This is a genomic window from Rhodococcus sp. Leaf278, assembly GCF_001426085.1.
Classification (GTDB): Bacteria; Actinomycetota; Actinomycetes; order Mycobacteriales; family Mycobacteriaceae; genus Rhodococcoides.
Genome location: NZ_LMRR01000044.1, coordinates 217,157 through 242,900, shown reverse-complemented (window position 1 = coordinate 242,900; position 25,744 = coordinate 217,157). Strand labels below are relative to the sequence as shown.

Genomic DNA, 25,744 nt, shown 5'->3' with positions numbered 1-25,744 from the left:
CTCACGAAAGGTCATCGGTTCCCTCGGTCGATCAGATCCAACAGGTAGGTGCCGTAACCGGATTTGACGAGCGTCTCGGCCCGCACGCGGAGTTCGTCATCGGTGATGAACCCGCGCCTCCATGCGACTTCTTCGGGGGACCCGATCTTGAGGCCTTGGCGTTGTTCGATGGTGCGCACGTAGTTCGAGGCGTCGAGGAGGGAGTCGAAGGTGCCGGTGTCGAGCCAGGCGGTGCCGCGGGGCAGGACTTCGACCTGGAGGCGGCCGGCCTCCAGATAGTGGCGGTTGACGTCGGTGATCTCGTATTCCCCGCGGGCGGAGGGCTGCAGGTCGCGGGCGATGGCGATGACGTCGTTCAGGCGGCCGGCCTCCAGATAGTGGCGGTTGACGTCGGTGATCTCGTATTCCCCGCGGGCGGAGGGCTGCAGGTCGCGGGCGATGGCGATGACGTCGTTGTCGTAGAAGTACAGGCCGGGGACGGCGTAGTTCGATTTCGGWGCGGCGGGCTTTTCTTCCAACGAGATCGCTTTTCGATTCGCATCGAATTCGATGACGCCGTAGGCGGTGGGGTCGGAGACCTCGTAGGCGAASACGGCTCCGCCGTCGATGGTCTCGAAGCGCGAGAGTTGGGTGCCCAGGCCGGGGCCGTAGAAGATGTTGTCGCCCAACACCAATGCTGCGGAGTCGGTGCCGATGTGGTCGGCTCCCAGGACGAATGCCTGRGCRAGGCCGTTCGGTTCGTGCTGGACCTTGTAGGTCAGGGAGATGCCGAATTGSGAGCCGTCRCCGAGCAGGCGGGTGAAYTGGTCGGCGTCCTGGGGGGTGGTGATGATGAGGATCTCGCGGATCCCGGCGAGGATCAGTGTCGAGAGCGGGTAGTAGATCATCGGTTTGTCGTAGACCGGGACCAGCTGTTTGCTGACGCCCATCGTGATCGGATGAAGTCGCGAGCCCGTGCCGCCCGCCAGAATGATTCCCCGCATGAACCCGCAGTCTTCCAGANGGACCAGCTGTTTGCTGACGCCCATCGTGATCGGATGAAGTCGCGAGCCCGTGCCGCCCGCCAGAATGATTCCCCGCATGAACCCGCAGTCTTCCAGAAGTAGGCCAAATCCGCGCAACACCTGAGCGGACAAATAGAAGAGGGCAGTCCTTAAAAATCACAGGCCTCATAGGCCGCGGATGACTGGACGGTTGGCCGCTGAGGCAAGCTACCATTCACATGTGCCCCCTTTAAGGGTTTACGAACCCGAATCGCGTTCGAAGCAGACACAGAGTGTCGTTAACTTCCGCGCCTGGGAAATCTGCCCACAACGAACTACACTTCGTCAAACTGCAGTTCTGACGCGCACGAGCAGTGTTACCCATACAAGGAGCTTGAGTCTTGCGAACTGATCCACTCCAACAGGCAGTCATGCAAGTTCTCAGGAACGATAATTGCAGCGGATGCGGAGGGTGTGCTCTTGTCTCCGATCGAATAACGATCGGGTTGGCCGAGGACAGTTACATGCGCCCAGCCCTAGCCGCACGCGGCCCCACGGAAACGAGAGCGAAATCTAAAATCGAGGCCGACAGGTTCAAAGCGATGTGCCCTGGCATCCGAGTGTCGGCACCGACCAAGCATCCAAACCAGCATTCTGACGATACATTTGGTTCCTACTCATCCGCATGGGTCGGTTGGGCGATGGATCCGGAGATTCGCTTGGCAGGTAGCAGTGCAGGCGTAATAACCGCATTCACGAATTGGCTCGTCGAAACAAAACGAGTGGACGCCGTGGTGGCTAGCCAAGAGGACCCCAATAACCCTAGGATTACCGTCCCTTTGAAAATACTTTCGCGAGATGATGCAATGAAGGCTGCAGGGTCACGTTACGCTCCGGTAGCGAACCTACCCATGGTTGCGCCATCGGACTTCGCCCGTCACGCACTCGTAGGTAAGCCATGTGAAGCTACTGCCTTGACGCAACTTTCGAACGCGCTAAGTATTCCCGAAGAAAATCGCCCAATTACCGTTTCATTCTTTTGCGCTGGCACACCACGTCAATCGGCCACCGACGGGCTCGCAGATCTCTTGGATGCGTCATCTGACCAAATTAAATCGCTAAGATACAGAGGCGACGGATGGCCCGGAACATTTAAGATCACACTCAAAACCGGTGAATTTCGAACGATGTCTTACGACGAGTCATGGGGAACGCACCTAGGTCGCACAGTCCAATGGCGCTGCAAGTTGTGTGTCGATGGCACTGGAGGACACGCCGATATTGCTGTTGGTGACTATTGGGAGGTGGACAGCAAGGGATACCCCGCCTTCGAGAACGCAGACGGTAGGTCGGTAGTAATAGCAAGGACTCCGCGAGGAGAAGAACTCCTCGCGGAGGCAACCCGCGACGGTGCACTCTCGCTCTCACCGCTCGACCTAAAGCTAGTAGCTGCAGTTCAGCCGCTGCAGGTCGACAGAAAATTCACTCTGGCTGCGCGACTTCTAGGAAGAACGCTGGCAGGGAAGCGCACACCCCGGTACTCCGGGTACGGCCTCGCGCGCCTGAGCTTAACCACCAAGAGCAGCCTCAAAGCAGCGGCAGGAACATTTGTTCGAACAAGACAGGGCCGTTAATAGAAAAACTAACTCGTGAATACAAACTTTCCCCGCATGCATAGATCAAAGCAGGCTTTCAAATCTGCAGGGCGAATAACCACAACGGAAGGACCAATTCGCAACGCACGTAGACATCCGGCCGTCGTCACCAACCACCCTGCCGCCATCGACAGAGCAGCCCCAAACGCGCCCAATTCTCCAGACAAACAAAGAAGCCCGACGACTGCGACAGCTAAACCAGCTACTTGCCACAATGCCATCGCAGACCCACGCCCCTCTGCTCCCAGCACTTGCGTCGCGACATAATTTACGACAAGCAACAACGAACTAGAGACCAGGACGACAGCAGCCGGAACCGCGGGCGAAAACGCGCTGCCAAACAAAAATGGCAAACCGTAGGGCGTAACAATCAGTAGTGAGAACGCGCCAAAAATGCCAACAACAAATGCTGCCCGAATCGCTGATGCCCTCGCTCTAGGCAAGTCGCTGGGACTAGCAGACGCGATACCTCCGAAAACTGCAGATCCTATTGCATATCCAAGCGCTAGGGGGAGAGTGGCAAGCGTAACCGAGACAGCCAGTAAACCAGCCTCATACGAGCCCATGGTGGTGACCGCTAGGAGCAATACGACAGTACTCGCAGCGGTCTCAGCGATCTGACTCCCCGCGTACTTGATGCCCTGCCGACCTAGATACTCAAACGACATGCGCGGACCGCGCACGCTGACTCTCAGTAAGACAACCGCGGTCAAAGCCGCAAGCGACGTGCCGGCTACATATCCCCACAAGAGAGTCTCAAGCGTGAGATCCGAGAGAGCCCAAAATACAAACACAAGGATCGCAGTGACAGAGGGCTGAATGAAATGCAGCACTGCAATCGCAGAGTAGCGATGGGCCGCGATGAGCACACTCTGCGCACAAAGTACCAATACGAAGAACGCAGTAGTTGACATTGCCACCAAGAACCAGTTTCGCTGCAAATTCGTCAAGCTTGGAACCAACAGTATCGAGACCACGACACCTAGCCCAAATGCTGGCGAAAGCAAGAGAAACACGATGCGGTAAGCGCTTCGGACGACTGGGCGATGATCGATAATTGAGGCCAGCCGTCGAATTGCCATCGGAATACCGAGCCCTATTATCACAGGCGCCAGACCGAGAGCCGCCAGACATGTCGCATATAGGCCTCTGCCTGAAGGACCCAGCTCGCGCGATATAATAGGTGCTGTACCAAGTGCAACCATCATGATTGCGACACGACTGAGCGATATCAGCAAAGGTGAATTAAATTTGCCCATACTATGAGAGGGGGGAAGCGCCATGATTTTAGCCAAGCGCCGATTTGCGGTCACGGAAAGTAGCAAGTAAATCCTTGACACGCGCGGGCTCAAGCTCCCAGTAGCGGGACTCCAGAATTCGCTGGGCGTCGGCCGGTTCAAACCGCTGGCGGATTACCCTGGCTGGATTTCCCACTGCAATGGCAAAGTCTGGGATGTCACGAGTAACCACAGACCCAGCGCCGATCACGGACCCAACACCGATACGTCGGCAACCAGGTAGGATGAGAGTGTTTGCGCCTATCCAACAGTCATGCTCAATGACGCACGCAGTTCGCTCGACGTCGGAATTTTTATCTACAAAACCTAGCGCTGAGTTGTACCAGAACGGATGCATACTGAAATCGGTTAGCGGATGAGCTGCACCAATCCGTCGAACTCCAGGCCCGATCGATACGTATCGTCCGATTACAGTATGAATATCTGCATATCCTGGTTGCATCAAAGAACCGTAGCTATACGAACCGGCTACCACGCCGTAGTCGCGTTGCAAAACCTCTCTTAACGTCAGCGAAAACATTTGGCCACCTTCAAATTTTGCCGCTAGCCCGACTGCCCGCCCACCGAAGGGCAACCGTCTGTAGTAGCGTGCAATCATTCGACTCATTGCGGTGCGATTCATAAGCTCATCATGTCGTATTTGACTCATGCCATCCGATCCCCGCTAAACGAGACAAACAGGCCGTGCGAACTTAATACCGCGACCATCTTCTCGATCTTTTCTTCCGCAGAAGCCGCTACACCAGGTGCTGCATCCTTCAGTATCTGGAACGAGTCGGCGGTGATCAACTGTAAGGTTTCTGGAACTGGATCGTCGCCGGTAGTGAGGTCGATCGTGTGCTGCCAACCTAAGGCATCCATAAGTGGTCCAAATTTCCTGGAGTACGACCACGAGATCGCAGGAACCCCCACAGATAACGCGTTAATAGCAGAATGCATTCTAGAACCTACTAGAACACGGCTGCCGGCTAGGACCCTGCGGGCTTCCTCAAGATCTTTAGGGATGACAATCTCAACTTCGCCGCTTATTGCATCGGCGGCTTCATATACAGCTGGAACGTCGTTGTCAGGAACCGGAGAATCTAACACGTGTGCGAGCAACGTAACGCGCCGGTCTGCGGCAAGCAACCGATCGACCAGATCGACAACATTCGCTCTATATCTAACAGAATCTACATGCGGATTCGACTGCCACAACAACCCCGACACGTTCAAAACAACGTCGCGCTGCTCTACTGCTGTTGGTCGCGGTAAGGCAAAAGCCATATCAGTTGCCAGAAGGTCCGGCGTGCGGCCAAGACCCGTTGCCACTTGGGAGCTTGTCGGGTCGCGGGTACACAACACGTCCACTTTGGTCAGCAAACGAGAAGCAACCACGCGTCCAAGGTAGGTCCGAAAAGGGCCAATTGTTTGGGGTGTCATAACCAACGACACTTTAGCTTTCCTACACGCTCGCTGAACGTAGGCCATCAAGAGAAGCCGCTGAATGCCGTAGATATCAGTGAAACTATCTCCACCGCCAGTGTCCATTACTACATCGAATTGACGAAGATACCCCACAATTGGCCCTCTTCGTCGACCAATGTCCTGCAATGCCAATTTTCTTCGCAGCGGGGTACCAAGGGTGTTGTGCGAATGAAACGTGACCTCGCATTCACCCCAACTCCGCCCCGCAACAGCACGCACACCCGCAGCGAGCGCTTGAAGTCCTAGATTTTCTGCAGCTGGGTCCGCCCACAGCACCAAGACTTTTGGTCTCTTTTGACTAGACATCTTTGACCAAACCTATCTTGTTGCTTATTGCCGTGGACTTGGTCTCGGTCAGCCTGGCGTCCACAAGTGGGGAGTCACCCTGCCCCTCAGCATTGACCCTCCGGTCTGGGTTCAATCTGTCATGCAAGGACAAAATTCCGAGAAAGAACCAGAATATGGAGCCAAACTGCGTTATCAGAGCCACTGTAAACAGCGCCGGCACCACGGCCAAGACGCTGATCGCGGGAGCAGATGATGTGCGACGCACAACGCGCCACGTAAGCCATCCAACGCCCCCCAGCGCTAGTAGGGCGACGATGAATCCGAAGCTAACGCCTAGAAGAACAAACGTGCTATCAATAGACTTAAAGCCTTGAAAGTAGAACTCTCCTCGATTGGGCTCGGTGTAGCCGTTCGCTAATCCCAGAGGATTCATGGATGGAATTAGATCAATCAAAGTAAGGCGATAGTCCGCCGAAATTGTCGCCCGGCGACCCTCTTCAGCAAAAACGGACAGAATTTTTGGAATTGCAAACCAAGCTATAGCGCCGAGTGTGAAAACCACGGCCAACCTACCCCGAGTCTTCTCCTTGTCAGAAAAGAACAAAAGTGAGAGCAGAAGAGCGAAGACGGCACTGATCATGCCTGATCGACTGAACGAAACAACCGCACCTCCGAGCAGTACGGCGATCAAACTTGCACGAATCACGGACTTAAAGTTGCAGTTGAAAACGATGGGAATTGCCATGGCCAGGGCGCAGCCTAGTGCAATCGAATGACCAAATGCCCATTCCGCCCGGACGATCCCTCCTCGATCTTGTTCGTGCCCCCACGCGAGGTACTGTGTGTTGTCGACTACCCACCCATAGTATGGATTCCAGTCGAAGAAAAATTCGACCATCGAACAGAGTGCGGCAGCGCTAAATATGTAGGCTATCGCACGGTAGGTAAAAGGAAGCCCGGCCCTTTGAACGAGCAGACGGCCTACAACAAAGGAAAGTAGCCACTGCGTCATGACGTTGGTGACGTCGCCCGGCCTTGACAGTCCCACGACGCCGCACACGAGGCATAAGGCGCAGAACAAGAGGACTGCTGTATCGACTCGTCCGATCCGCCAAGGATTCCTCACAAAGGCACCGCAGAGAACGAGAAACCCTGCGAGAGAACTCGCTGGCAAGTAGAACGGGTTGTCGACACCAACCCAAAACGGTAAGAAACAAGCAGAGAGCAGCCACAAAAGAACTGCAAACTTCGGATGAGCGGCGGAGGCAAGGATCAAGAGAACACCAACGATAGCCGCGATCACGTACTCGCCTCCTACCGCCGCTGGCGCTATCACCGCGCCGATACCGATCGCTAGCGCAATCGCTATACCAGAAACGACCCTATCGTTTTGACGTAGCGTGAATGGCATGGCAATCATTTCGTTCCTCGCAAACTGTCTTGTTTTGAAAGTTCGCGGATATAGAATTTGAATCTTCTAAAGTCAGCACTTCGGCTTGGCGCTTGGCATTTCGCGATCATCTTTGCCGCAAGCACCAGTGCTCTCACAGCTAGACCACCACCGAAGAGTGTTTTCCACAGAAAGTTGTGCAAGCGAGTCGGCGAAATCTCCATTTTATAAAGATCAAACAAGTTCGTAAGCCAAAGCGCGTTGGTTGGGTCTGAAGAATGATTGCCGCTACTCTCTCCGAGCCCGTGTGTCCCTTCTATTTGTCCGGAAATTACCACCCGCATGCCTCCATCCCTGACGCGCAAGCAGAATTCTACATCCTCCGCATACATGAACCACCGTTCCGACAGTCCGCCATGCGACTCCCAGACTTCGGAAGGTACTGCCATACACGCTCCCGACACCCAATCAACATCAATGCTGTCGAAACTCTGAGATCTTAGAATGTACATCCCACGAAAAGCTTCGCGCTTCGAGAATAGTCGCGACAAGCCATAGTAGTGACAGAAGACGTGCCAGATGGTTGGGGACATCCCGGCTTCACGTACGGACAGGCCTCGCCCTGGATGGTCCAGCAAAGGTGCCACAACCCCGACATCGGGATTCTCGGCTAGCACTCGGCGAAGGGACAGCAGGTTTGTGTGACTCACCGAAGCGTCGGGGTTCAGTAGTACAAGTGCATCACCAGTTGCATAGGTGGCACCTAGATTGACCCCCTTGGCGAATCCTAAATTCCCACCACTATCTACGACTTTCGCTGCCGGGTATCGCTCGCGGACGAAATCAGCAGTTCCATCGGTTGACGCGTTATCAACGACAATGATTTCGATCGCGGTCTCATTCTGAAGTGGATCAATGCAAGAACTGACTACTGCCTTGCTGTTGTACGTAACGACGATGACGGACAACAGGCCTGTTACCGGAACCTGCTTTTGGCGCACTTCACGACTAAGTTCGCTCATCGGCGGCGGCCTCTCAGTCGGTCAAAAAGACGGTAATGTGCGTTTCGAGCAACAATCGATTCTTTCACTTCGCTGACGATGGACTCGCGGTAACGCTCCACACTGAATCGCTGGACCGCTGAATCGTGCCCAGCTTGCGCAATTTTTGCGGCCCAACTCGGGTCGTTCACAAGCAACATGACTGCCTCGGCGATCTTGACATGGTCACCAGCAGGACACAACAACCCGGTCCGACCGTCATCAATGATCTCTGCAAGGCCTTGAACGTTCGACGCGACTACAGGTCTCGACGCAAGCTGCGCCTCGACTGCCACGTTACCAAAAGGCTCAGCTATCGATGGAACAAGAACAATGTCGGCCTTCTCAAGAAAATACGACACGTTCTCGACGTAGCCACAAAAATGCACTCGACCATTTAAGTCGCCTTTAGCCGCCCGGCGTCGTAATCTATCTTCGAACCACTCGTATCCTGGGTACGTGTCACCGCAGAGCGCAATAGAAGCGTCAAGCCCTTGCTCAACCAGGCGGGCTAACGCCTCCAAAGCGACATCTGTTCCTTTTCGGGGTGACAACCGCCCAACCAGTACGATGCGTATGCCCTCGACCCTAGGGAGCTGAAAAGCGGTGGGCGTTGTACGGCTTTGAGGAATACCGTTGTAAATAAGCCTGATTCGACCGTTAAGCCTCGGCCATGATTCATAAATGACTTTCCGCGATGCCAAGCTATTTACGACGACTGTTCTGCAGAGCAGCATCGGCGATGCGAGCAACAGTTGCAGTACACGGCTTCCTGTCTCCTCCGCTTCGTGGACATGGCAGAGCGTTGGAGTGCCAGTCAGCCAACCTGCCAATATCCACACAGGTGCCGTTATTGTGTTCGCATAAATCAGGTCCGGTCGCATACGCCTCAACAGGCGCACACTACGGGCAGTGGCGACGAGGCTTGCAATAATAAATCCGGGCAGCGCCTTTGGGGTCAGTACCGACTTCCTACTTACCGGAAAGGGAATGACTTCCGTCGTCGCACCGCGGTTGACGAGAAGTTTTTCGAGGGGGCCTGTGCGGGGAAGTACTACGTGCACTGGAAACCCCGATCCAGCTAGGGCGGTTACTGATTCCAACAGCTGTAGATCTGAGCCGTAAAGGTCCGTAGAGGGGTGTGACACCAAAATAGAGCGCGCATCTTCGTGGGTCATTTCCGTTCCTTTAAAAAGCGGGCTGGCACTCCCCCATATACAGCATTGGATGCATATTCGCCAGCAGCCACCACAGCGCCTGCTGCGATAATGCATCCGTCACCAATCGTCGCTCCGTCGAGCACGGTTACCCGAGACCCAATCCAGCAGTTCGCACCAATAGATATCCCCTGATGTGTTACGCCCTGATCGCGTATCGGAAGCAGTAGGTCGGCGGAGATGTGATTTTCGGAATGAAATGAACAGTAGTTCCCGACTATTGTGCTGTTTCCAACTTTTATCCCACCCGCACATCCGTACAACGAGTCAGTCCCGAGGCCGACATTGTCACCGACCACCAATCCTCTTCCTAGATGCTTCAGGCTACCGACGCATTCGATTCTGGTGTTTTTTCCTACCGTACTGTTCTGTCCGATACTGACACCACCCGAGGACATCGCATCAATGTAGCTGCCGTCGTCGAAAGTGACTCCAGGACCCAATGCGATGTGACGCTTGGCCTTGATCCTGACACCTCGACCCACAAATGGACTATTTTTAATCGTCCTGAATCGAACTGCTCCAGCGGCTTTCATGATTCCCCGCTTTGCCATAATTGAAAAGATATAATGCGCGTCGATTTGCGGGTCCACTTGATAGTCTGATTTTTTGATGGTGCCGATTAGCTTATTTGCCAGCTTCGCTGTCCGACTCATCTCAAGTCACTCTACTGTCGCACGGACGAACTAACCGACTTATTGAGCGATCGTATCTTGCGCAGATATCGTCCCACGAGTACTCGGATCTGGCGCGTTCGATAGCTTTCTGGCTGATTTGGTCTCGAAGGTCGGGATTAGCCATGAGTCCGAGCACACCGTGCGAAATGCTTGTCGATGTCGGCTCACAGAATATTCCGGCCCCGCCGAGCACCTCCCGGTTATAGACAGTGTCCCGGGCAATGGTGGGAGCACCACAAGCCATCGCCTGGACCAACGCCGGATTTGTTCCCCCAACGCTGTGACCGTGAAAGTAGGCACCTGCATGCTGCCAAAGCGAGAACAGCTTTTGGTCGTTGCTCACATGTCCCAGCCACTGCACACGAGGTGATTGTTCAGCCAACTTCCTAGCCGCGACGTCAAGCTCTCCGCCGTAACCGGAAGAGCCCACGATCACGACGTCCCACTTCTCACTGAGTTCCCTAGCTGCTTGGAGGAACTCGGGAACGGTGTTTTCGGGAACGAATCGAGCCACGATCAATACGTATTCTCTGGACTTCAGGCCTTCGACGACCGGAAGTCGATCAGGCGCGTCGCCGCCGTAGGGAATGAACACTCCATCGCGGCCGAAGTCGCGCTGCCATCGCCGTCGAATCTCATGCGAGTCGCATACCAGCTCCGATGCATACTTCGCTGTCAGTCGAGCTCCGCCGCGGAATACCCGCTTGGCGTTGGTGCCCCATTTGGCTCGCTCCCACTCGATACCGTCGACATTGACCACCGTCGGAATGCCGCGAGAACGGAGAAGTGGAAGCCAATACCCGTTCGCAACATTCATAATCAAAGCTACGTCTGGCTTGCGACGGGCAGCACTAAGTGAAGACGTCATCCCGTAGCTGAGAGTGCTGAGGGACTTTGTTTCGAGGCCCTTCGTCATCACAGATGTCACCTGCGGGTCCAGCAGCGGGTCGTCCGTCTTGACTGCACCTGGGCGTCCGTACACAGTTACGTCCCAGCCTGCCTCCACAAGGTACGGCCCGAGTCGTCTGATCAGTGTCTCGAACCCGCCGTAGTAGCTCGGGTATCCCCGTGTACCGATAATGGCAACTGACTTACTCATTGAGGAACTAACCTTCCCGACAGGTGAACTAGGCGACGAAATCCGACATTGGGCAGACTCAATATGCCCCGTCGCTTCCAGCAACCGCCTTCATGGTCTTGGCGATGATCAGCAGATCCCCCACCATTGACCAGTTCTCCACATACGAAAGATCAAGCCGAACAGTCTCTTCCCACGACAAGTCGGATCTACCGCTGACCTGCCACAGACCGGTGACTCCCGGCTTGACCAACAGTCGCCGACGGACCTCACCGTTGTAGGTTTCGACCTCACGGCGCAGCGGAGGTCTCGGCCCCACCACACTCATCTCGCGCTTCAGAACGTTGATGAACTGCGGAAGTTCGTCGAGACTGAAGCGCCGCAGCACCTTGCCCACGGGTGTCACACGTGGATCGTCACGCAGCTTGAATAGGACCCCGCCGGCACCCTCGTTTTGGTCGAGGAGGTGCGCAACTTGCTTGTCGGCGTCGACGGTCATGCTTCGGAACTTGATCATTGCGAACGGCGTGCCGTCGATGCCCATCCGCTCGGACTTGTAGAACACCGGACCGCGACTGGTTGCCTTCACTGCGATAGCGACTGCCACCAGGATCGGCGAAATCAGCACCAGCACCAGAGCCGCGAACGTGAGGTCGAAGGCTGTCTTGCTGAACCGGGTAGCGCCGTTGTACTGGGGCTTCTCGACATGGATCAGCGGGAAGCCTGCGACTGGCCGCATCACCAAGCGTGGGCCGGCAACGTCGACCACACCCGGAGCGACGACCAAGTCGACATCCTTCTTCTCGAGATCCCAGATCATCTTACGGATGCCCTTGTGCCCGAGGTGCTCGGTGGCCGTCACCGCAACGGTGTCGGCACCGCACTCTTCGATCGCAGCGAGAACGTCGTGCTCGTCTCCCAGAACTGGGATGTCGGATCCTTCGACACTGACCACTCCGTCACGCGGAGCCTCGTAGCCGGGCATGCAGATTCCGACCACCGCGTACCCCGCGGAAGGCGACTTCTCGAACGACTGCGCCATGGATACAGCAGCGGATCGACTACCCACGATCAGCACCGAAGTTTTGTACTCGCCATTGTCCCGTGAGCGGGCAACCACCTTGCGCCACATCCATCGACTCAGCAGTAGCGCGATCAGTCCGACCGGCAGAGCAATCGCCAAGTAGAGCCGCGCGATATCGACGCGGAACAAAAGCGACACGATTGCGATGACACCGAACAAGCGGAAGGTGGCCGAGACGATGCGTCGGTACTCTTCAGCACCGTTACCGATGACTCGTGGTGATCGCGTGCGGAAGATGGCGAGGAAGGCGATCCACACAGCCGCCATGACGACGGACACTCCCGTGTAGGTGAGCGCCGACATCAGACCGGTGGACTCGACACCACCGAAGCGCACGATCTGGGCCAGGCCTACGGACAGAGCGACAGCAACAACGTCGGTCACCCGAAGCCGCCGAACGTATTGGTCCTCCCACACGTGTCGCGACGTGAGCCGTCGAGCCACCTCCGCGCCGGACCGACGCGGAGGTCCCCACAGAGAGCGCTGTGCAGCCCCGACAGATGCCACGTGCTCCCCTCCTCTGCACTACTGCGCACACCGGGAGGTGAACGCGAGTTCGGTTCGAACCAATCCGGATCGCGACTGGTGCCGAATTGAAATAGTCCCACGCTGCTTTCCGATGCACCACGCGAGCGGCGCAGATCACAAACGAATAACAGCAGGTAATCGGTTTACCACACCATCGCTGACTAGGCGATATGAGTGACCGAAGCCCACCGGATGTAACCGCACCAGGGCCCAAAAACGTTACAACTGAATACAATCGGCGCGGTAATGTGACGCTTCACAGGTTGCAGCGCTGGTTATTGTGCGATCGACAGGCTTGCGCCTACCGGAGTGGTGCCGAAGAAACCCTTCAGCAGCCTGAACTGCGAAAAACAAGGATTTCACCTACATCAGCGAGCGCAAGAAATCGAATCGGTGAGAATTGATAGCTAAAGGAAGTCTGCGCAACTAATTCATTCCAACGAATGAATTATTCGCTCGGCTTGTTAGTCCGGATTACGGACGGCCCAGCCCGCGGTAGTTCCACCCCGCCGCCCGCCACTGCTCCGGGTCCAGGCAGTTGCGTCCGTCGATCAGGGTCTTGCTGCGGACAGCGCCCTCCAAGTCCTCCGGAGCGAGCGCTTTGAACTCTTTCCATTCCGTCAGTACCAACACCACATCAGCGCCCTCGCACGCTTCCAGCGCGGAGTTGCTGTAGGTCAGAGTGGGGAACAATGCTCGCGAGTTCTCCATCGCCTTCGGGTCGTACACGTTGACCGCGGCGCCCTGCAGCTGGATCTGACCGGCCACGTTCAGGGCCGGTGAATCACGCACGTCGTCGGAATCCGGCTTGAAGGCTGCACCGAGCACGGCGACTCGAGCGCCGAGCAGTGATCCGCAGGCCTCGCGGGCCAGCTCGACCATGCGGGTGCGGCGTCGCATGTTGATGTTGTCGACCTCGCGCAAGAACGTCAGGGCCTGGTCGGCCCCGAGTTCACCCGCCCTCGCCATGAACGCCCGGATGTCCTTGGGCAGGCAGCCGCCACCGAAGCCGATGCCGGCATTGAGGAACTTGCGGCCGATGCGCTCGTCGTGGCCGATGGCATCAGCCAACACCGTGACATCGGCACCGGCAGCCTCACACACCTCGGCAATGGCGTTGATGAACGAAATCTTGGTGGCCAGGAACGCATTGGCCGACGCCTTGACCAGCTCGGCGGTCGCCAGGTCGGTGACCAGGAATGGGATCTTCTCGTCGAGAAGCGGCGCGTAGACCTCGCGGGCCAGTTCCTCGGCGCGGCCCGGACGGGCACGGTCCACGCCGAGTACGAGCCGATCGGGCCGCAAGGTGTCCTTGACGGCATAGCCCTCGCGGAGGAACTCAGGGTTCCAAGCCACTTCGACATCGACGCCTGTAGGAGCGAGCTCGCGCGCCATCCGGCCGAGCCGTTCGGCGGTGCCCACCGGCACCGTCGACTTGCCGAAGATGACTGCTGGCCTGGTCAGCAGCGGAGCCAGTGTCTCGATGACCGAGTCGACATACTTCATGTCCGCCGCGTACTCGCCCCTCTTCTGAGGAGTACCTACACCCAGGAAATGGACCTCGGCGAAATCCGCCGCCTCCTGGTAAGAAGACGTGAAGCGAAGTCGGCCGGCCGCGATGTTCCGCTGTAGCACCTCTGCGAGTCCCGGTTCCCAGAAGGGAACTTGGCCGGCCTCGAGCTTGCGCAGTTTCGCCTCGTCTACGTCGACGCCGATTACGTCATGCCCCAGCTCGGCCATGCAAGCAGCATGAGTAGCACCGAGATAGCCGGTTCCGAACACTGTAATGCGCATACTTCGGCAATCTCCTTGATCTCGACCGCAACCACGACGGAGCCGCAGTACCGGTACGACACTGAGTGCTCAAAGCAAACGACCGGGTAAGGCGATGTGAATTGCTCATGAGCATCAGGGAGTTACCCCTCTAGCAGACAGTCAAACGGAAGGAACCTCAGCGGCGAACGGGGAACTGCGGGTTCTCGGGCTCCTCGACGGCCTCGGCGCAGCGGTGGATGAAATCGCTCAGCTCGGTACGAACCTCGGGAGCGAGCAGATCCAACGGGGCCTCGGTTCCGTGATATTCCGCGAATGCCGACGTGTAGGCGTCCACGCTGTCCGAGATCACCGCGTGCAGTGAAGTCGACCGATTCAGATGCACGCGTGCAATCTGGTCTACTCGATCGGACAAGAAATCGTGAAAAGAGCTCTGCGCCATGGTAGTACCGGATCCATTCTCCGAAATAGTCGACATCTCAATATGATACGAACAAAACCGACCGACTGCACGGTGAACGAGATCGAAAGAGACTGGCGTCAGTACGCGCCTTCACTCTTGAAGACGGCCACGGCCGTCTTGCCGATGATGAGCAGATCCCCCGTCATGGACCAGTTCTCGACGTACGAGAGATCGAGGCGAACGCTTTCCTCCCACGACAAGTCGGATCGGCCACTCACCTGCCACAAGCCGGTGATGCCCGGCTTGACGAGCAGACGGCGTCGCACCTCGCCGTCGTAGGTTTCCACTTCGCTGCGCAGTGGCGGTCGCGGACCGACCACACTCATCTCGCGCTTGAGCACGTTGACGAACTGGGGCAGCTCGTCGAGGCTGAACTTGCGCATCACCTTGCCGACGCGGGTGACCCGTGGATCGTCGCGCATCTTGAACAACACTCCGCCTGCACCCTCGTTGAGTGCGGCCAACTCCTGGACACGCTTGTCTGCGTCCTGCACCATGCTGCGGAACTTGATCATCTGGAAAGGCTTGCCGTCGATGCCCATTCGCTCGGAATGATAGAAAATCGACCCCTTGCTGGTGAGCTTGATGATCACCGCGAGCGCAATCAGGATCGGCGAGATCACCAGGAGCACCGCTGCGGCGAACAGGAAGTCGAAGGCCGTCTTGCTGAACCGCTTCGCGCCGTTGTACTGAGGCTTCTCCACATGGATCAGCGGGAAGTTCGCCACCGGCCGCATCACCAGTCGCGGGCCCGCCACGTCCATCACGCCGGGCGACACGACGAGGTCAACTTTTTTCTTCTCCAAGTCCCACACCATCTTTCGCAGGCCACGGTGACCGATGTGCTCGGTGGCCGTCACCGCTACGGTGTCTGCTCCGGAGGTCTCGATGGCCTCGACAACACTGTGCTCATCCCCCAACACGGGGATCTCGACACCGTCGATGGTGAAGGACGTATCGTTGCCGGGCTCGTAGTTGGGCAGGCAGATTCCGACCACGCTGTAGCCGGCCTCGGGGGAACGCTCGAACGACCTGGCCATCGACAGCGCCGAACTACGGCTGCCGACGATGAGCACCGACGTCTGATACTCGCCGCCTGCACGCTTACGCGCGACGACCTTGCGCCATGCCCACCGACTCAGTAGCAAGCCGATCATTCCGACAGGCAGCGCGATGGCGAGGTACAGCCGAGCGATGTCGAACCGGAGTAGCAGCGAGAGAATGGCAATGGTGCCGAACAAGCGGAACGAGGCCGACACGATGCGGCGGTACTCCTCCGACCCGTTGCCGATCACCCGCGGAGAACGAGTGCGGAAGATCGCAAGGAACGCCAACCACAGGACGGCGAGTACAGCCGAGACACCGAAATAGCTCACGATGGCCCACGGCTCGCGAAAGTCGATATCGCCGAACCGGATGATCTGAGCGACCGTAACGGCACCGAGAACAACAAGAGTGTCGGTGACCCGAAGACCTTCGGTGTAGTGCGTCTCCCATTCACGACGCGACGTCACTCTTCGTAGGCGCCTCGCGTCCCGTCGCGAGACACCCGAACGCTGCGTTTCCAGATCGCTGACCGACACTGAATTTCCCCTCGATACGTTCACGTTGTCGAACCCCTACGCGATCGACACCGCTCCGTGCCACCGTCGTGCTTCTCTGTCTCGGTCGTTCTTCCGGTACCGCTGGTAACAATAGTGTGATCGACGAAAAGCCGCAGGTCGTTACATGTTTCGAGTGTATTAACCAGAGACGTCCAGAGTGTTTCTGGCAGAGCTGAATTCCCCATTCCGCCCCACTCCCCGAGTACCACTAAGCAACACATCGTCACTCGATGTCAAGCAGTGTCGGTCGAACGGGGGACTGCCGCCGAGGTGCTAACGTGTGGCGACTTCGGGGGGAGCGTTGTGAGTCTGAAAATGCGTCTACTGCGCGTCGCCGCGTTGCTGGGACTGCTTGTGTTCGTCGGGCTCGTGCTACCCAAGCTCGGGCCGCAAGCGCCTACCGGCTACGTAGGCATCGACACTGCGCCGACCGCGTCTGCGACGATCTCTCAGCTTCCCCCTCCCATGACGTCGTCGGCCCAGACCACCACAGCCTCCAAACCGCCTCCCGGATTTCCCTCGATGGAGTTCGCTCCACCGGAGATCGACGTTCCAGAGGGCGACCCCATTCCCATCGACACCAAATACGGCATCAGATACACGGTGCCCGGCGATTGGCGGTTTGGACGTGGTGGCGTCGTGGGTTGGAGCGAGGGTGAAGAATCACTGCGGTTCGGAGATATTGCGGACTTCGGTTACGACTACTGCCCCGAATTCCGTGACGGCGGATCCAAAGCGATGACCGGAATCACAGGCCGCCATGAAGTCGACGTTGCGACCGCAGCGTTCAACGTGAGCCGACAGACCGAGATCATCTTTCGCGGCAGGTCGGGCGACGACGTCACAATCGACTACTCGGAGCCCGTCGACTTCCAGATCGAGGGCGTACCCGCAGTCCGGTACACCGTCACTGCATCCAACCTCGAGCGAAAGTTCGACTGCGACCCACCTGCAGCCTCGATCGATATCGTTGCGATGCAGGGATATTCGAACGCAACCGTTGCTGTCTTCATGGTTTTTACCGAACAGCACACCGACCGAGCGATTTCGCGGGACACAATCGACGACATCATCGCCAGTCTTCGCCGAAGTTCATGAGATAGGTGAATCGCGTACGCCTCAGCCCGACGACGATGCGCCGTACAGGATTCCGTGGCAGTAGTTCAGTAATCGGTGTCCGACGACATGCCCGCGAATGCCGTCCACATTCGGTGGCCCAGTTCCCGTTGTCCCGCAGCGCTGTAGTGGATCTTCTCGGTCTCGCTGTTGTAGAGCCCCTTCGGGCCCGGCACGTACGCAACGTTGGTCCTTCGCCGCGGTGTATCGGCATGGACCGCGTCGATGACGGCGTAGTTCGGGTCGCCGGATTCGATTTCGTCCGGCACCATCTGGCCGAGAACAAAGGGCACATGACCGAATTCGGCGCGCAGGGCGTCAATGAGACTGTCGAGCTTCTCGGCGTACGCCGGCCCCGTCAGCAACGGCACGTCGCTCTCGCCCTGATGCCACAACACCGCGGCGAACTCGTTGCCGGGTGTGGTGGCCAGGCCGGTTCGGATGCGCTGCAACGCATCCCAGAACAGATTGATGCGGGCACCGGTGTCGGCCGGATCCCAGGAGATGCCGTGGATGCGCGCAAAGCCCGAGTCTCCGCGCGCGTAGGGAACGAGCAACACCGGCTTACCCGTCGTATCGGCGAGGTGCGCTGCAAACGTCGGGCCGAACCCTACGGCCTTGGAGGGCACCTCGTGAAACAGCGGATTGCTGCCCGCCACGATAGTGTTCTTCGATCGCCCCGACGCTGCCCACTGATGCACCCGCGGATGCGGAGCGTCGAGACCCGAACTGTCCAATCCGACGCCTGCGCCATGTGCGTTGGATTGCCCCAGCACGGCGACCACCAGGTAGGGCTCGTCGAACTTCTCCACCGGAATGCCACGTCCCAGACGCCTCTTGACGACGTCTTTGGCCCTGACTGTCAGATCTGTGCGCAACCCCATTGGGTCCCCCTCATCGACTGCAATCGTTCTGCGCCGGTATCCCGGCGAAACGATCAGCTATCCACCCGTTGACGGCATCGCCGTTCACGTCTCCGTGCCCACGCCCCGCCTGTCTGTCGATGGTGATGACGTCTCCGAACGCGCAGGCCCGCTCGAGTGCCGCATCGGTCCACGCCGCGTCGATGAAGGTGTCGGCATCGCCGTAGGCCACCAGCATCGGTTCCGACGCCGGCCCCGTGGGCACGGCCATCGCCGTCAGCGCCTCACGCAGCATCGTTGCTGCCGCGTCGGACGTGGGCGCAAAGTCTTTGTCGCCGAGCCGTTTCACCGCATCGTCGCGGGCACCGGCCTTGTCCGGCGTGCACCCGGTGAGCGCAACCCAGTCCTGCGCGGCGTTACCGCTGCGATAGTCGTCGAGATTCAACGCAGGATCACGCCGCGACAACGATTCGAGAACCCATTGCAGCAGCGGACCTTGATCCGAGGTCAGCGTCCCCGCGATGGCCTTGTCCACCAACCCGACCATGTTCGCACCCGGTGCCAACGCCACCGAACCGACCAGATCCAGCTCCTGGGCGTAGGAATCGGCGAGCTCGTTCGCGGCCCACGCAGCACCGCCGCCCTGCGAGCCACCGAACGCAGCCCACCGGGGGCCCGCGTCGGGGAAGACGGTGCGTAAAGCCCGAACGGCATCGATGACGTCGTAGCCGGCCGTGATGTTGTCCAGGTAGGCGTGACTACCGGGGTGTCCCAGGCCCTCGTAGTCGGTGATCGCCACTGCGAATCCCGCTGTGGTGTAACCCTGTACAAGAGCCGACGCACCGAGCAGCGAACTCGATTCCGACGGCGCACAGTCCTGCTCGATGCCCGTCGTGCCGTGCGCGTAGGAGATGATCGGCCAACCGCCCTCGGGTGCATCACCGGACGGGGTGAACACCGTGCCCGAGACTTCTCGCTCACCCACACTCGGCTGCACCGAGCGATACACCACCTTCGCTGCGTTCACTCCTGAAAGCCGTACCTGGAGCGGCAGATTGGGCATGGTCTCGGCGCTGACGATCGACCCGCTGCCCGTCCCCGGGTCCGCGATCACCATCGGCTCGGGATCCGCACCTCGTATCGCCGCCGCGATGCCGCGCTGCACGTCCGCGCCGACGGGCACGACGGCGGTGCATCCGGCCAGGACGGGCAGCACCAGCAGTGCTGCGAGCGCTCGATGTGTGCATCGCATGAAACTATTTGCTGGCCTTGAATCTACGGGCGTAGGTCAATGCCGGCTTCTCGATGAATCGGTAGGTCACTGTTCCGAAGGCGATGCTGACGGCGCTGACCAGAACGAAGTTGCGGAGCATGCCTAGCGGGCTGTCGCCGGCCATCCAGCCGAAGCGCCCCACCATGATCAGGACGGGAAAGTGCCAGAGGTACACGCTGAGCGAGATCATGCCTACGTAGCTCAGCGGTGCCCAGTCGGCGCGTTCGGCGAGCACGGACTTCTCCCCTCGGGCCAATGGGACGATGATGAACAGGATGAGCAGAGCCGAGCCGAACGCAACGGTGGAGCTTTGCCAGCGAGAGTTGTCGTCGATGAGCTTGAGTGAGATCGCCGCCGTCGGGATCATCGCGATTCCCGTCCACCACCGCATCTTGGTTGCAATGGCACCCTTCATGATTCCGTTGTCGATGGCGACGAACACCACTGCGGCGAGCATCCCGTAGGTGAAATTGTCTGCCAGCGACCAGAAGCTACGGCTGAGCACCGCGATCTCGTTGGGTCCCCAATCCAACAGTTTCGGATCGGTGATGCCCGACGGCCCCACCAACGAGGCGGTGTAGAGCTTTCCGGTCACCCCGATGACGAACATGATCACCACCGGGATCATCGCCAGCACCGGGGCCGAGATGGAGGTCCGCTTGCGAAGATAGAAGGCGATGCCGGTCAGCAGCGGTAATGCAAGGTAGAACGCGAACTCCAACGACAGCGACCACGACGGGTTGATCCCGGTTTGGAGCATGCTCGGAATGTACGAGTGCACCAGAGTCAGATTTGCCAGCAGCGTCAGCGGATCGGTGAGCACTCCAAGTCCGTTGTCGGTGAAATGCTGCTCCGCGACGGCCGCGTTCTCCACGAACACTGCACGCATCACGAAGTTCGCGAACAGGAAGATGAACAGGTACGCGGGAAACACTCGCAGCAGTCGGTGCATCGCGTAGCTGACATTGTTCGGCATCGGTTTGCCTACGAACAACTTTCGCACCATCGGCAGGAAGATGAGGAAACCCGAGAGGGCGAAGAAGAAGATGAGCCCCTGACCGAGCAGGCCGAGCTTGTACGTGAGCACGGTCTGCGGCGAGTAGTGGCCGCCGACGTGCACGGCGAGCACACACAGGCACGCGAAGCCGCGCGGCCCGTCGAGGCCGAGAATACGAGCGGGCCTCTTGGACTCGCTGCTCACCGGAGGCGCGGGCGCAGTGGCTGCGGCCGCGGTGCTGTCTGGAGTTGCTGTCATGACTGCCTTCTGAAAGATCAGGGAGCGGGAGCCGATTCCGGGGCTGAGGCTGGGCAGAAGCTGACGGCCTCGGTGCCGGCGAACCGATCCTCGAGCCATCCGAACGCAGCAGCACCGTCGATGTCTGCGTGACCGGAATTCGGTTGGAGTACATACTGAATACTGTCGCCGTTGCCGCAGCCGGCGGCGATCGCCGCATCCGTCCACGGTTGTGAGATCAGTGTGTCCTTGCCGCCGTAGATCACCAACATCGGTGCCGATGCGGGCGACTTGGGCAGACTCATCTCTCTGAGATAGCCCTCGAGCGTCGCCGTTGCCTCCGGAGTTGCCGGGCGAAGATCGTCGTCGCTGATCTGAGCTGCCAGGGACGTACGGTCGGCCGCGAGGACGCCGCCACACGCCGACAACTCGTCCCACCGCTCGGCCACGATGCCCCTGCGGTAGTCGTCGAGATTCAATTCGGGATGAGCCTGAGACAGGCCCACCAGAACCCACTGCAGCAGCGGCTTCTGATCCTCGGTGAGTGTGCCGCTCGCCGCCGCCGCGGCCAGACCGGTGATGTCTGCTGCAGGAACCAGGCTGACCGATCCGACCATGTCAAGACCTGCACCGTAAGTGCCGGCCAATTCGTTTGCAGCCCAGGAGGCTTGACCACCTTGCGAGCCACCGAACGAAGCCCATCGGGTCGAGGTGTTCGGCACCAACTTCCGGGCGGCACGCACCGAATCGATCAGGTTGTTCCCGACGGTACGAGCATCGAGATACGGGTGATAGGTACCGTCGAGGCCGAGGCCCTGATAGTCCGAGACCGCAACCACGTGGCCGGTGCGCACCAGCGCCGCCACGATCTGGGAGCTGCCGAGCAGTTCCGGATCGGTCGACGGGCCGCAATCCTCGAGCACACCCGTGGTGCCGTGGCCGTAGGCGATGATCGGCCAACCGCCCTCCGGCGCTGTGCCTTCCGGAGCGAAGACGGTGCCCGATACCCGTTGCTCGGATCCGTCCACGCCGGACGTGGAGGTGTACACCACCCGCGCCGCGATGGAGGAGATCCCGCTCAACCGGCGATCGATGGTGAGCAAGTCCTCCGCACTCTGCAGAGAACCGGGACCGTCGTTGCCGTAATCGGCCGGCAGAGTGGCCCCGACCGCGACAGATTGTGGATCCACCGCCGCCGAGTCCGAAGAACACCCCGCCGAGATCAACAGCAGCGCCGCTGCGCCGGCCGTTGCTGCTCTGCGGAGCATCGTTGTTCCTGCGTGATTCATCGCTTCTCCCCCATACGTTCCCCCAGCACTTGTTCGACCTGATCGCGATGGTCGATCGAATCCCGCGAGATCCCCCTCGCGAGTACGAGCACACTGCCCAGAACGACCCCCATGACGCCGCCCAGCATCGCGTTGCTCGTGCGCACGGGGCTGCTGGCCGAACTCGGGGTGGTGGCTGCGTCCACGACGGTCAGTACGGACACCGGCCCGTCGGCCCCCAGATCGATCTCCCCGGCCAGCTTGACCAGTTGCACGGCAACGGAATTAGCGACATCACGGGCGCGCTCGGCGTCGGCGTTCACCACCGAGATTTCGATCAGAGCGGAGCCCGGACTGGGCAGGACCGTGATGTCCTTCTTCAGCTCGGCAGGTTCGATCGGTAGATCCTCGGACGCGATCACCCGTCGCAGCACCTGTTCACCGGTGGCAAGCTGAACGTACGACTCGACGCGCACCAGAGACCCACGGTTGCCGTCCAGCGAATTCTTGGGCGACTGTGGACCGGGCGCAGTGACGAACACTCGCGAGGCCGCGGTGTAGGTCGGCTCCACGAACGATGTCGCCAACCACGCGACGCCCGCCGACAGGACGGCCGCGGCCAGGATCGACGCCCAGCCGGACAACAGAATTCGGCCGTAGTCCTTGAGTGTCGGCACACCGGCGGGCGCGATCATCGCTTCTGCTCACACGTGTTGGTGGGCCGTTGACCGGCGAACATGCCCTTGACCCACGGCAACGACCGACTGCTGTCCAGGTTGCCGTGGCCCTCGCCCTGATGCAGCTCGTATTCGATGACGTCGCCGGAATCGCACGCGCGCTGCAACGCCTTCTCGGTCCACGGTTCGAGTATCAGATCGTCCTCGCTGCCGTACATGACCAGCAACGGTGTTGCCGAGCCTTGTTGCGGCAGAGCCATGTCCGAGAGGTAGCCGCGTAGACGATCCGTCGCCTCCTGGCTCACCGGCTTCAGATCGGACGGCTCGAGCTGCGTCTGCAACTCGGGAACGTCCAACGACCCCGGCGGGACGCACTCGAGCAGATCGTCCCACCGCTCCCGCGCGAAACCGGACCGGTAGTCGTCCAGATTCATTTCGGGATGCGAGATCGCCAGCGAATGCAACGCGTACATCAGCAAGGGATACTGCGCCCGGGTGAGTGACTCGTTCGCAGCCGCGTCGGCCAAACCGGCCATGTCCGAGACCGGCACCATCGCGGCCGTACCGACCAACTCCAGACCGCCGCCGTATTCGGCGTTGCGGTCGCTGGCCGCCCACGCCGCCATCCCGCCGAGCGAGACCCCGTAGGCCGACCACCGCGAACTCAGAGTGGGCATGAAGTTCCTGGCTGCACGCACGGCATCGATCATGTTGTAGCCGAACGTCTTCGAGTCCAGGTACGGATGGTAGGACCCTTCGAGCCCGAGACCTTGATAGTCGGTCATTGCCACCGCGAATCCGTTCAACGCGAGAGCGGCGACGATGGGAGCGTTACCGAGCAGATTCGCGTACAGCGAGGGGCCGCAGGCGTTCAGCACACCCGTGGTGCCGTGCCCGAACGACACGATCGGCCAGCCACCCTCGGGAGCCGTGCCGCCGGGAACGACGACCGTTCCCGAGACCTCCGTCGGTTGACCGGTCACACCGGAAGTGGACCGATACACCACCCGGGTAGCGGACGCTCCGAGCTCGGTGATGTCGGCAGCGATGTCCTCGATCGGCTCGGCCGAGACCAGCGAACCAGGATCCGTCCCACCGAAATTCGACGGCGGTGGCGGCTCCGACGCCGTCGCGGACGCCGTGACCGGAGCCGTGGGCGCGCCGGGAGGGATGACCACGGGTGCCTCCTGCGAACAGGAGACCAGCACCGCCGCGACGGTCAGCGCAACGCCGACCTTGGCCGCGAACCTACCTGCCATCGAAGCTATCCTCTGCTCGCCGACGAGCTCGCAGTGTCGCTCGTCGCCGGCGTGGGCCGGGATCCGGCGGAGTACGGACGTGCCGTCGGTGTCACGGTGGAAGGTTCTGCAGCAGTGGGCTTTACAGGCTCGCCCGGCGACGAAGAGTTGCCACCGAGAAGGCGTCGAGCAGACGGCTCGAAGGTGGTCACGACGCCCAAGACGGTACCGCTGACACCGTCGAGCACCTTGATCGCGCGCCGCAGCTTTTCCCGTGTCGTGCGACCGGTACGCGCGAGAACCAGAGTGCCGTCGGCCAATGCGGTGAGAATCGCGCCGTCGGTGACATCGAGCAAGGGCGGGGTGTCGATGATGACGTAGCGGTAGTCGCCGCGCAGTTGCTCGAGCACGTCGTGAGCACGGTCCGATCCGAGCAGTTCGCTCGGATTGGGCGGCACCGGGCCCGACGGCAGTACCGACACGCCGTCGAACACATCGTGCACAACGGCGTCCTCGATGCCGTGCTCGCCGGAGAGCACGGTCGACAGTCCGCTGTGTTGCTCCATAGCCAGACGAGTTCCCAGGGCTGCGCTGCGAAGATCGCCGCCGACGAGCAGGACCCGGTGACCTGCTTCGGCGAGAATTGCCGCCAGGTCGATGGCGGTGCTGGTGCGGCCCTCGGCTGCGGACGGGCTGGTGACGGTGATGACGCGCGGCGGCGCGCCACCGCCGAGGAAGCGAATGTTGGTGCGCAGGGCGCGTAGTGGCTCGCCCATCTTGATCATCGACGCCACCGCTGCCTTCGGTCGCGTTGCGTCGACCGGCAGCCCGCCGAGTACGGTGCGGCCCGAGATCTCCTCCGCGCGGGAACGATCTCGAACAGAGCGGTCGAGCAATCCGCGGAGCAACGCGAGGGCAAGACCGACGACGAGGCCGATTGCGGCACCGAGCCCGAGGACGGTGGTCAGTCCCATACCGATCGGTGCGGCCGGAACATCACCCTGATCGACGATGGTGGCACCGGCGGCCGGACTGCCACCACGCTGCGAGGTTTCGAGTTCCTGCACCAACTGGGTCAGCTGACCGGCGACCGCGTTGGTCAGGACCTGAGCGACCGCCGGGTCTGCGTCGGTGGCACAGAGATCGAGCAACACCGTCTTGTCGATGGGAGTCGCGGTGACGCGTGAACGCAGTTCGTCCGGAGACATGTCCAACTGCAGCTGGTTTATCGCGCGCTGGGCAACCTGTGTGCTGGTTGCCAATCCGGCATAGGAGGTGACGCGTTCCTGTGAGAACAGGTTGTTCTGGTAAGCCTCGCCGACCGAGCTGCCACCTTCGGTGGTGACGAACAGACGGGCGCACGCTTGGTACTGCGGCGTCGTGACGAACGTGTAGGCCCAGCCTCCGACGATGCCGACAACCATCGCGAGCGCGACGATCCACCATCCCGCGCGAAGAATGCGCCCGTACTCTCGAATCTCCACGAGTGCTCCAATCGAATGACGTCGGTCAAGGGGAAAGAATAAAGCG

Annotated in this window: 23 protein-coding genes; 2 read left to right on the top strand and 21 right to left on the bottom strand. The window is 59.7% G+C overall.

What is annotated here, in order from left to right:
• Positions 1-11: 11 nt before the first annotated feature.
• Together ASG84_RS25475 and ASG84_RS28835 are read right to left on the bottom strand one after the other, a co-directional pair.
• On the bottom strand, positions 12-983 hold the full coding sequence (locus ASG84_RS25475; protein WP_057479753.1) for a sugar nucleotidyltransferase: 972 nt from the start codon (positions 981-983) through the stop codon (positions 12-14).
• Between the two features lie 20 nt (positions 984-1,003).
• Positions 1,004-1,082: sugar phosphate nucleotidyltransferase (locus tag ASG84_RS28835; RefSeq protein WP_156394629.1), on the bottom strand; the 79-nt coding region annotated here is incomplete at its 3' end.
• Between the two features lie 332 nt (positions 1,083-1,414).
• Between ASG84_RS28835 and ASG84_RS27275 the strand changes: the two genes are divergently transcribed.
• A complete protein-coding gene (locus ASG84_RS27275) occupies positions 1,415-2,617 on the top strand; it encodes a Coenzyme F420 hydrogenase/dehydrogenase, beta subunit C-terminal domain (protein ID WP_082521223.1) in 1,203 nt (400 codons plus the stop codon).
• Between the two features lie 8 nt (positions 2,618-2,625).
• Here the strand turns inward: ASG84_RS27275 and ASG84_RS28830 are convergent, their stop codons facing one another.
• The 12 genes from ASG84_RS28830 to ASG84_RS25430 all read right to left on the bottom strand — a co-directional run bounded on the left by ASG84_RS28830 (position 2,626) and on the right by ASG84_RS25430 (position 16,509).
• Positions 2,626-3,843 (bottom strand): lipopolysaccharide biosynthesis protein, encoded by a 1,218-nt coding sequence (locus tag ASG84_RS28830; protein WP_442971038.1) that lies wholly within the window; start codon positions 3,841-3,843, stop codon positions 2,626-2,628.
• Positions 3,844-3,925: 82 nt separating this feature from the next.
• Positions 3,926-4,456, bottom strand: a complete 531-nt coding sequence (locus ASG84_RS28585; protein ID WP_327213126.1) for a CatB-related O-acetyltransferase — start codon at positions 4,454-4,456, stop codon at positions 3,926-3,928.
• 125 nt (positions 4,457-4,581) lie between these two features.
• Entirely contained in the window at positions 4,582-5,709 is a 1,128-nt protein-coding gene (locus ASG84_RS27265) for a polysaccharide pyruvyl transferase family protein (RefSeq protein WP_082521221.1), read from the bottom strand.
• Positions 5,702-7,111 (bottom strand): hypothetical protein, encoded by a 1,410-nt coding sequence (locus ASG84_RS25460; protein ID WP_057479720.1) that lies wholly within the window; start codon positions 7,109-7,111, stop codon positions 5,702-5,704. The genes ASG84_RS27265 and ASG84_RS25460 overlap by 8 nt, the downstream gene beginning before the upstream one ends.
• Positions 7,108-8,103 carry a glycosyltransferase family 2 protein gene (locus ASG84_RS27260; RefSeq protein WP_082521220.1) on the bottom strand — a complete coding sequence of 332 codons (996 nt, stop codon included), beginning with the start codon at positions 8,101-8,103 and terminating at the stop codon, positions 7,108-7,110. The genes ASG84_RS25460 and ASG84_RS27260 overlap by 4 nt, the downstream gene beginning before the upstream one ends.
• Entirely contained in the window at positions 8,100-9,299 is a 1,200-nt protein-coding gene (locus ASG84_RS25455; protein ID WP_082521219.1) for a glycosyltransferase family 4 protein, read from the bottom strand. Before ASG84_RS25455 ends, ASG84_RS27260 begins: the two co-directional genes overlap by 4 nt.
• The gene (locus ASG84_RS27255) at positions 9,296-9,994 is read right to left on the bottom strand and encodes an acyltransferase (RefSeq protein WP_082521218.1); all 699 of its coding nucleotides are present in this window, start codon (positions 9,992-9,994) and stop codon (positions 9,296-9,298) included. The genes ASG84_RS25455 and ASG84_RS27255 overlap by 4 nt, the downstream gene beginning before the upstream one ends.
• A gap of 1 nt (position 9,995) precedes the next feature.
• Complete coding sequence (locus ASG84_RS25450; protein WP_057479719.1) at positions 9,996-11,114, bottom strand: glycosyltransferase; 1,119 nt, start codon at positions 11,112-11,114, stop codon at positions 9,996-9,998.
• A gap of 58 nt (positions 11,115-11,172) precedes the next feature.
• A complete protein-coding gene (locus tag ASG84_RS25445; RefSeq protein WP_082521230.1) occupies positions 11,173-12,654 on the bottom strand; it encodes a sugar transferase in 1,482 nt (493 codons plus the stop codon).
• 525 nt (positions 12,655-13,179) lie between these two features.
• The gene (locus ASG84_RS25440; RefSeq protein WP_057479718.1) at positions 13,180-14,499 is read right to left on the bottom strand and encodes a UDP-glucose dehydrogenase family protein; all 1,320 of its coding nucleotides are present in this window, start codon (positions 14,497-14,499) and stop codon (positions 13,180-13,182) included.
• Positions 14,500-14,656: 157 nt separating this feature from the next.
• On the bottom strand, positions 14,657-14,920 hold the full coding sequence (locus tag ASG84_RS25435; RefSeq protein ID WP_032405376.1) for a hypothetical protein: 264 nt from the start codon (positions 14,918-14,920) through the stop codon (positions 14,657-14,659).
• 98 nt (positions 14,921-15,018) lie between these two features.
• On the bottom strand, positions 15,019-16,509 hold the full coding sequence (locus tag ASG84_RS25430) for a sugar transferase (RefSeq protein WP_082521229.1): 1,491 nt from the start codon (positions 16,507-16,509) through the stop codon (positions 15,019-15,021).
• 339 nt (positions 16,510-16,848) lie between these two features.
• Between ASG84_RS25430 and ASG84_RS28455 the strand changes: the two genes are divergently transcribed.
• A complete protein-coding gene (locus tag ASG84_RS28455) occupies positions 16,849-17,643 on the top strand; it encodes a hypothetical protein (protein WP_235581846.1) in 795 nt (264 codons plus the stop codon).
• A 65-nt stretch (positions 17,644-17,708) separates the two neighbouring features.
• Here the strand turns inward: ASG84_RS28455 and ASG84_RS25420 are convergent, their stop codons facing one another.
• Genes ASG84_RS25420 through ASG84_RS25390 form a run of 7 tightly spaced genes read right to left on the bottom strand, consistent with a single transcriptional unit; the run spans position 17,709 to position 25,698 of the window.
• Positions 17,709-18,545: a sialate O-acetylesterase gene (locus tag ASG84_RS25420; protein WP_057479716.1), complete on the bottom strand. Its 837-nt coding sequence runs from the start codon at positions 18,543-18,545 to the stop codon at positions 17,709-17,711.
• A gap of 10 nt (positions 18,546-18,555) precedes the next feature.
• Positions 18,556-19,776 (bottom strand): lipase family protein, encoded by a 1,221-nt coding sequence (locus ASG84_RS25415; RefSeq protein WP_082521217.1) that lies wholly within the window; start codon positions 19,774-19,776, stop codon positions 18,556-18,558.
• 4 nt (positions 19,777-19,780) lie between these two features.
• Positions 19,781-21,052, bottom strand: a complete 1,272-nt coding sequence (locus ASG84_RS25410; protein ID WP_057479750.1) for an acyltransferase family protein — start codon at positions 21,050-21,052, stop codon at positions 19,781-19,783.
• A 17-nt stretch (positions 21,053-21,069) separates the two neighbouring features.
• A complete protein-coding gene (locus ASG84_RS25405) occupies positions 21,070-22,320 on the bottom strand; it encodes a lipase family protein (RefSeq protein ID WP_235581845.1) in 1,251 nt (416 codons plus the stop codon).
• On the bottom strand, positions 22,317-22,994 hold the full coding sequence (locus ASG84_RS25400) for a YveK family protein (protein ID WP_057479714.1): 678 nt from the start codon (positions 22,992-22,994) through the stop codon (positions 22,317-22,319). Before ASG84_RS25400 ends, ASG84_RS25405 begins: the two co-directional genes overlap by 4 nt.
• Entirely contained in the window at positions 22,991-24,235 is a 1,245-nt protein-coding gene (locus tag ASG84_RS25395) for a lipase family protein (protein WP_057479713.1), read from the bottom strand. The genes ASG84_RS25400 and ASG84_RS25395 overlap by 4 nt, the downstream gene beginning before the upstream one ends.
• Positions 24,236-24,240: 5 nt before the next feature.
• Positions 24,241-25,698, bottom strand: a complete 1,458-nt coding sequence (locus ASG84_RS25390) for a polysaccharide biosynthesis tyrosine autokinase (protein WP_082521216.1) — start codon at positions 25,696-25,698, stop codon at positions 24,241-24,243.
• Between the last annotated feature and the right edge of the window lie 46 nt (positions 25,699-25,744).

Excerpts from the sequence above, each read along its gene's own strand:
- ASG84_RS27275 (WP_082521223.1), top strand. The coding sequence starts at position 1,415 with ATGCAAGTTCTCAGGAACGATAATTGCAGCGGATGCGGAGGGTGTGCT.
- ASG84_RS28830 (WP_442971038.1), bottom strand. The coding sequence starts at position 3,843 with ATGGTTGCACTTGGTACAGCACCTATTATATCGCGCGAGCTGGGTCCT.
- ASG84_RS28585 (WP_327213126.1), bottom strand. The coding sequence starts at position 4,456 with ATGTTTTCGCTGACGTTAAGAGAGGTTTTGCAACGCGACTACGGCGTG.
- ASG84_RS27265 (WP_082521221.1), bottom strand. The coding sequence starts at position 5,709 with ATGTCTAGTCAAAAGAGACCAAAAGTCTTGGTGCTGTGGGCGGACCCA.
- ASG84_RS25460 (WP_057479720.1), bottom strand. The coding sequence starts at position 7,111 with ATGATTGCCATGCCATTCACGCTACGTCAAAACGATAGGGTCGTTTCT.
- ASG84_RS27260 (WP_082521220.1), bottom strand. The coding sequence starts at position 8,103 with ATGAGCGAACTTAGTCGTGAAGTGCGCCAAAAGCAGGTTCCGGTAACA.
- ASG84_RS25455 (WP_082521219.1), bottom strand. The coding sequence starts at position 9,299 with ATGACCCACGAAGATGCGCGCTCTATTTTGGTGTCACACCCCTCTACG.
- ASG84_RS27255 (WP_082521218.1), bottom strand. The coding sequence starts at position 9,994 with ATGAGTCGGACAGCGAAGCTGGCAAATAAGCTAATCGGCACCATCAAA.
- ASG84_RS25450 (WP_057479719.1), bottom strand. The coding sequence starts at position 11,114 with ATGAGTAAGTCAGTTGCCATTATCGGTACACGGGGATACCCGAGCTAC.
- ASG84_RS25440 (WP_057479718.1), bottom strand. The coding sequence starts at position 14,499 with ATGCGCATTACAGTGTTCGGAACCGGCTATCTCGGTGCTACTCATGCT.
- ASG84_RS25435 (WP_032405376.1), bottom strand. The coding sequence starts at position 14,920 with ATGGCGCAGAGCTCTTTTCACGATTTCTTGTCCGATCGAGTAGACCAG.
- ASG84_RS25420 (WP_057479716.1), bottom strand. The coding sequence starts at position 18,545 with ATGGGGTTGCGCACAGATCTGACAGTCAGGGCCAAAGACGTCGTCAAG.
- ASG84_RS25415 (WP_082521217.1), bottom strand. The coding sequence starts at position 19,776 with ATGCGATGCACACATCGAGCGCTCGCAGCACTGCTGGTGCTGCCCGTC.
- ASG84_RS25410 (WP_057479750.1), bottom strand. The coding sequence starts at position 21,052 with ATGACAGCAACTCCAGACAGCACCGCGGCCGCAGCCACTGCGCCCGCG.
- ASG84_RS25405 (WP_235581845.1), bottom strand. The coding sequence starts at position 22,320 with ATGAATCACGCAGGAACAACGATGCTCCGCAGAGCAGCAACGGCCGGC.
- ASG84_RS25400 (WP_057479714.1), bottom strand. The coding sequence starts at position 22,994 with ATGATCGCGCCCGCCGGTGTGCCGACACTCAAGGACTACGGCCGAATT.
- ASG84_RS25395 (WP_057479713.1), bottom strand. The coding sequence starts at position 24,235 with ATGGCAGGTAGGTTCGCGGCCAAGGTCGGCGTTGCGCTGACCGTCGCG.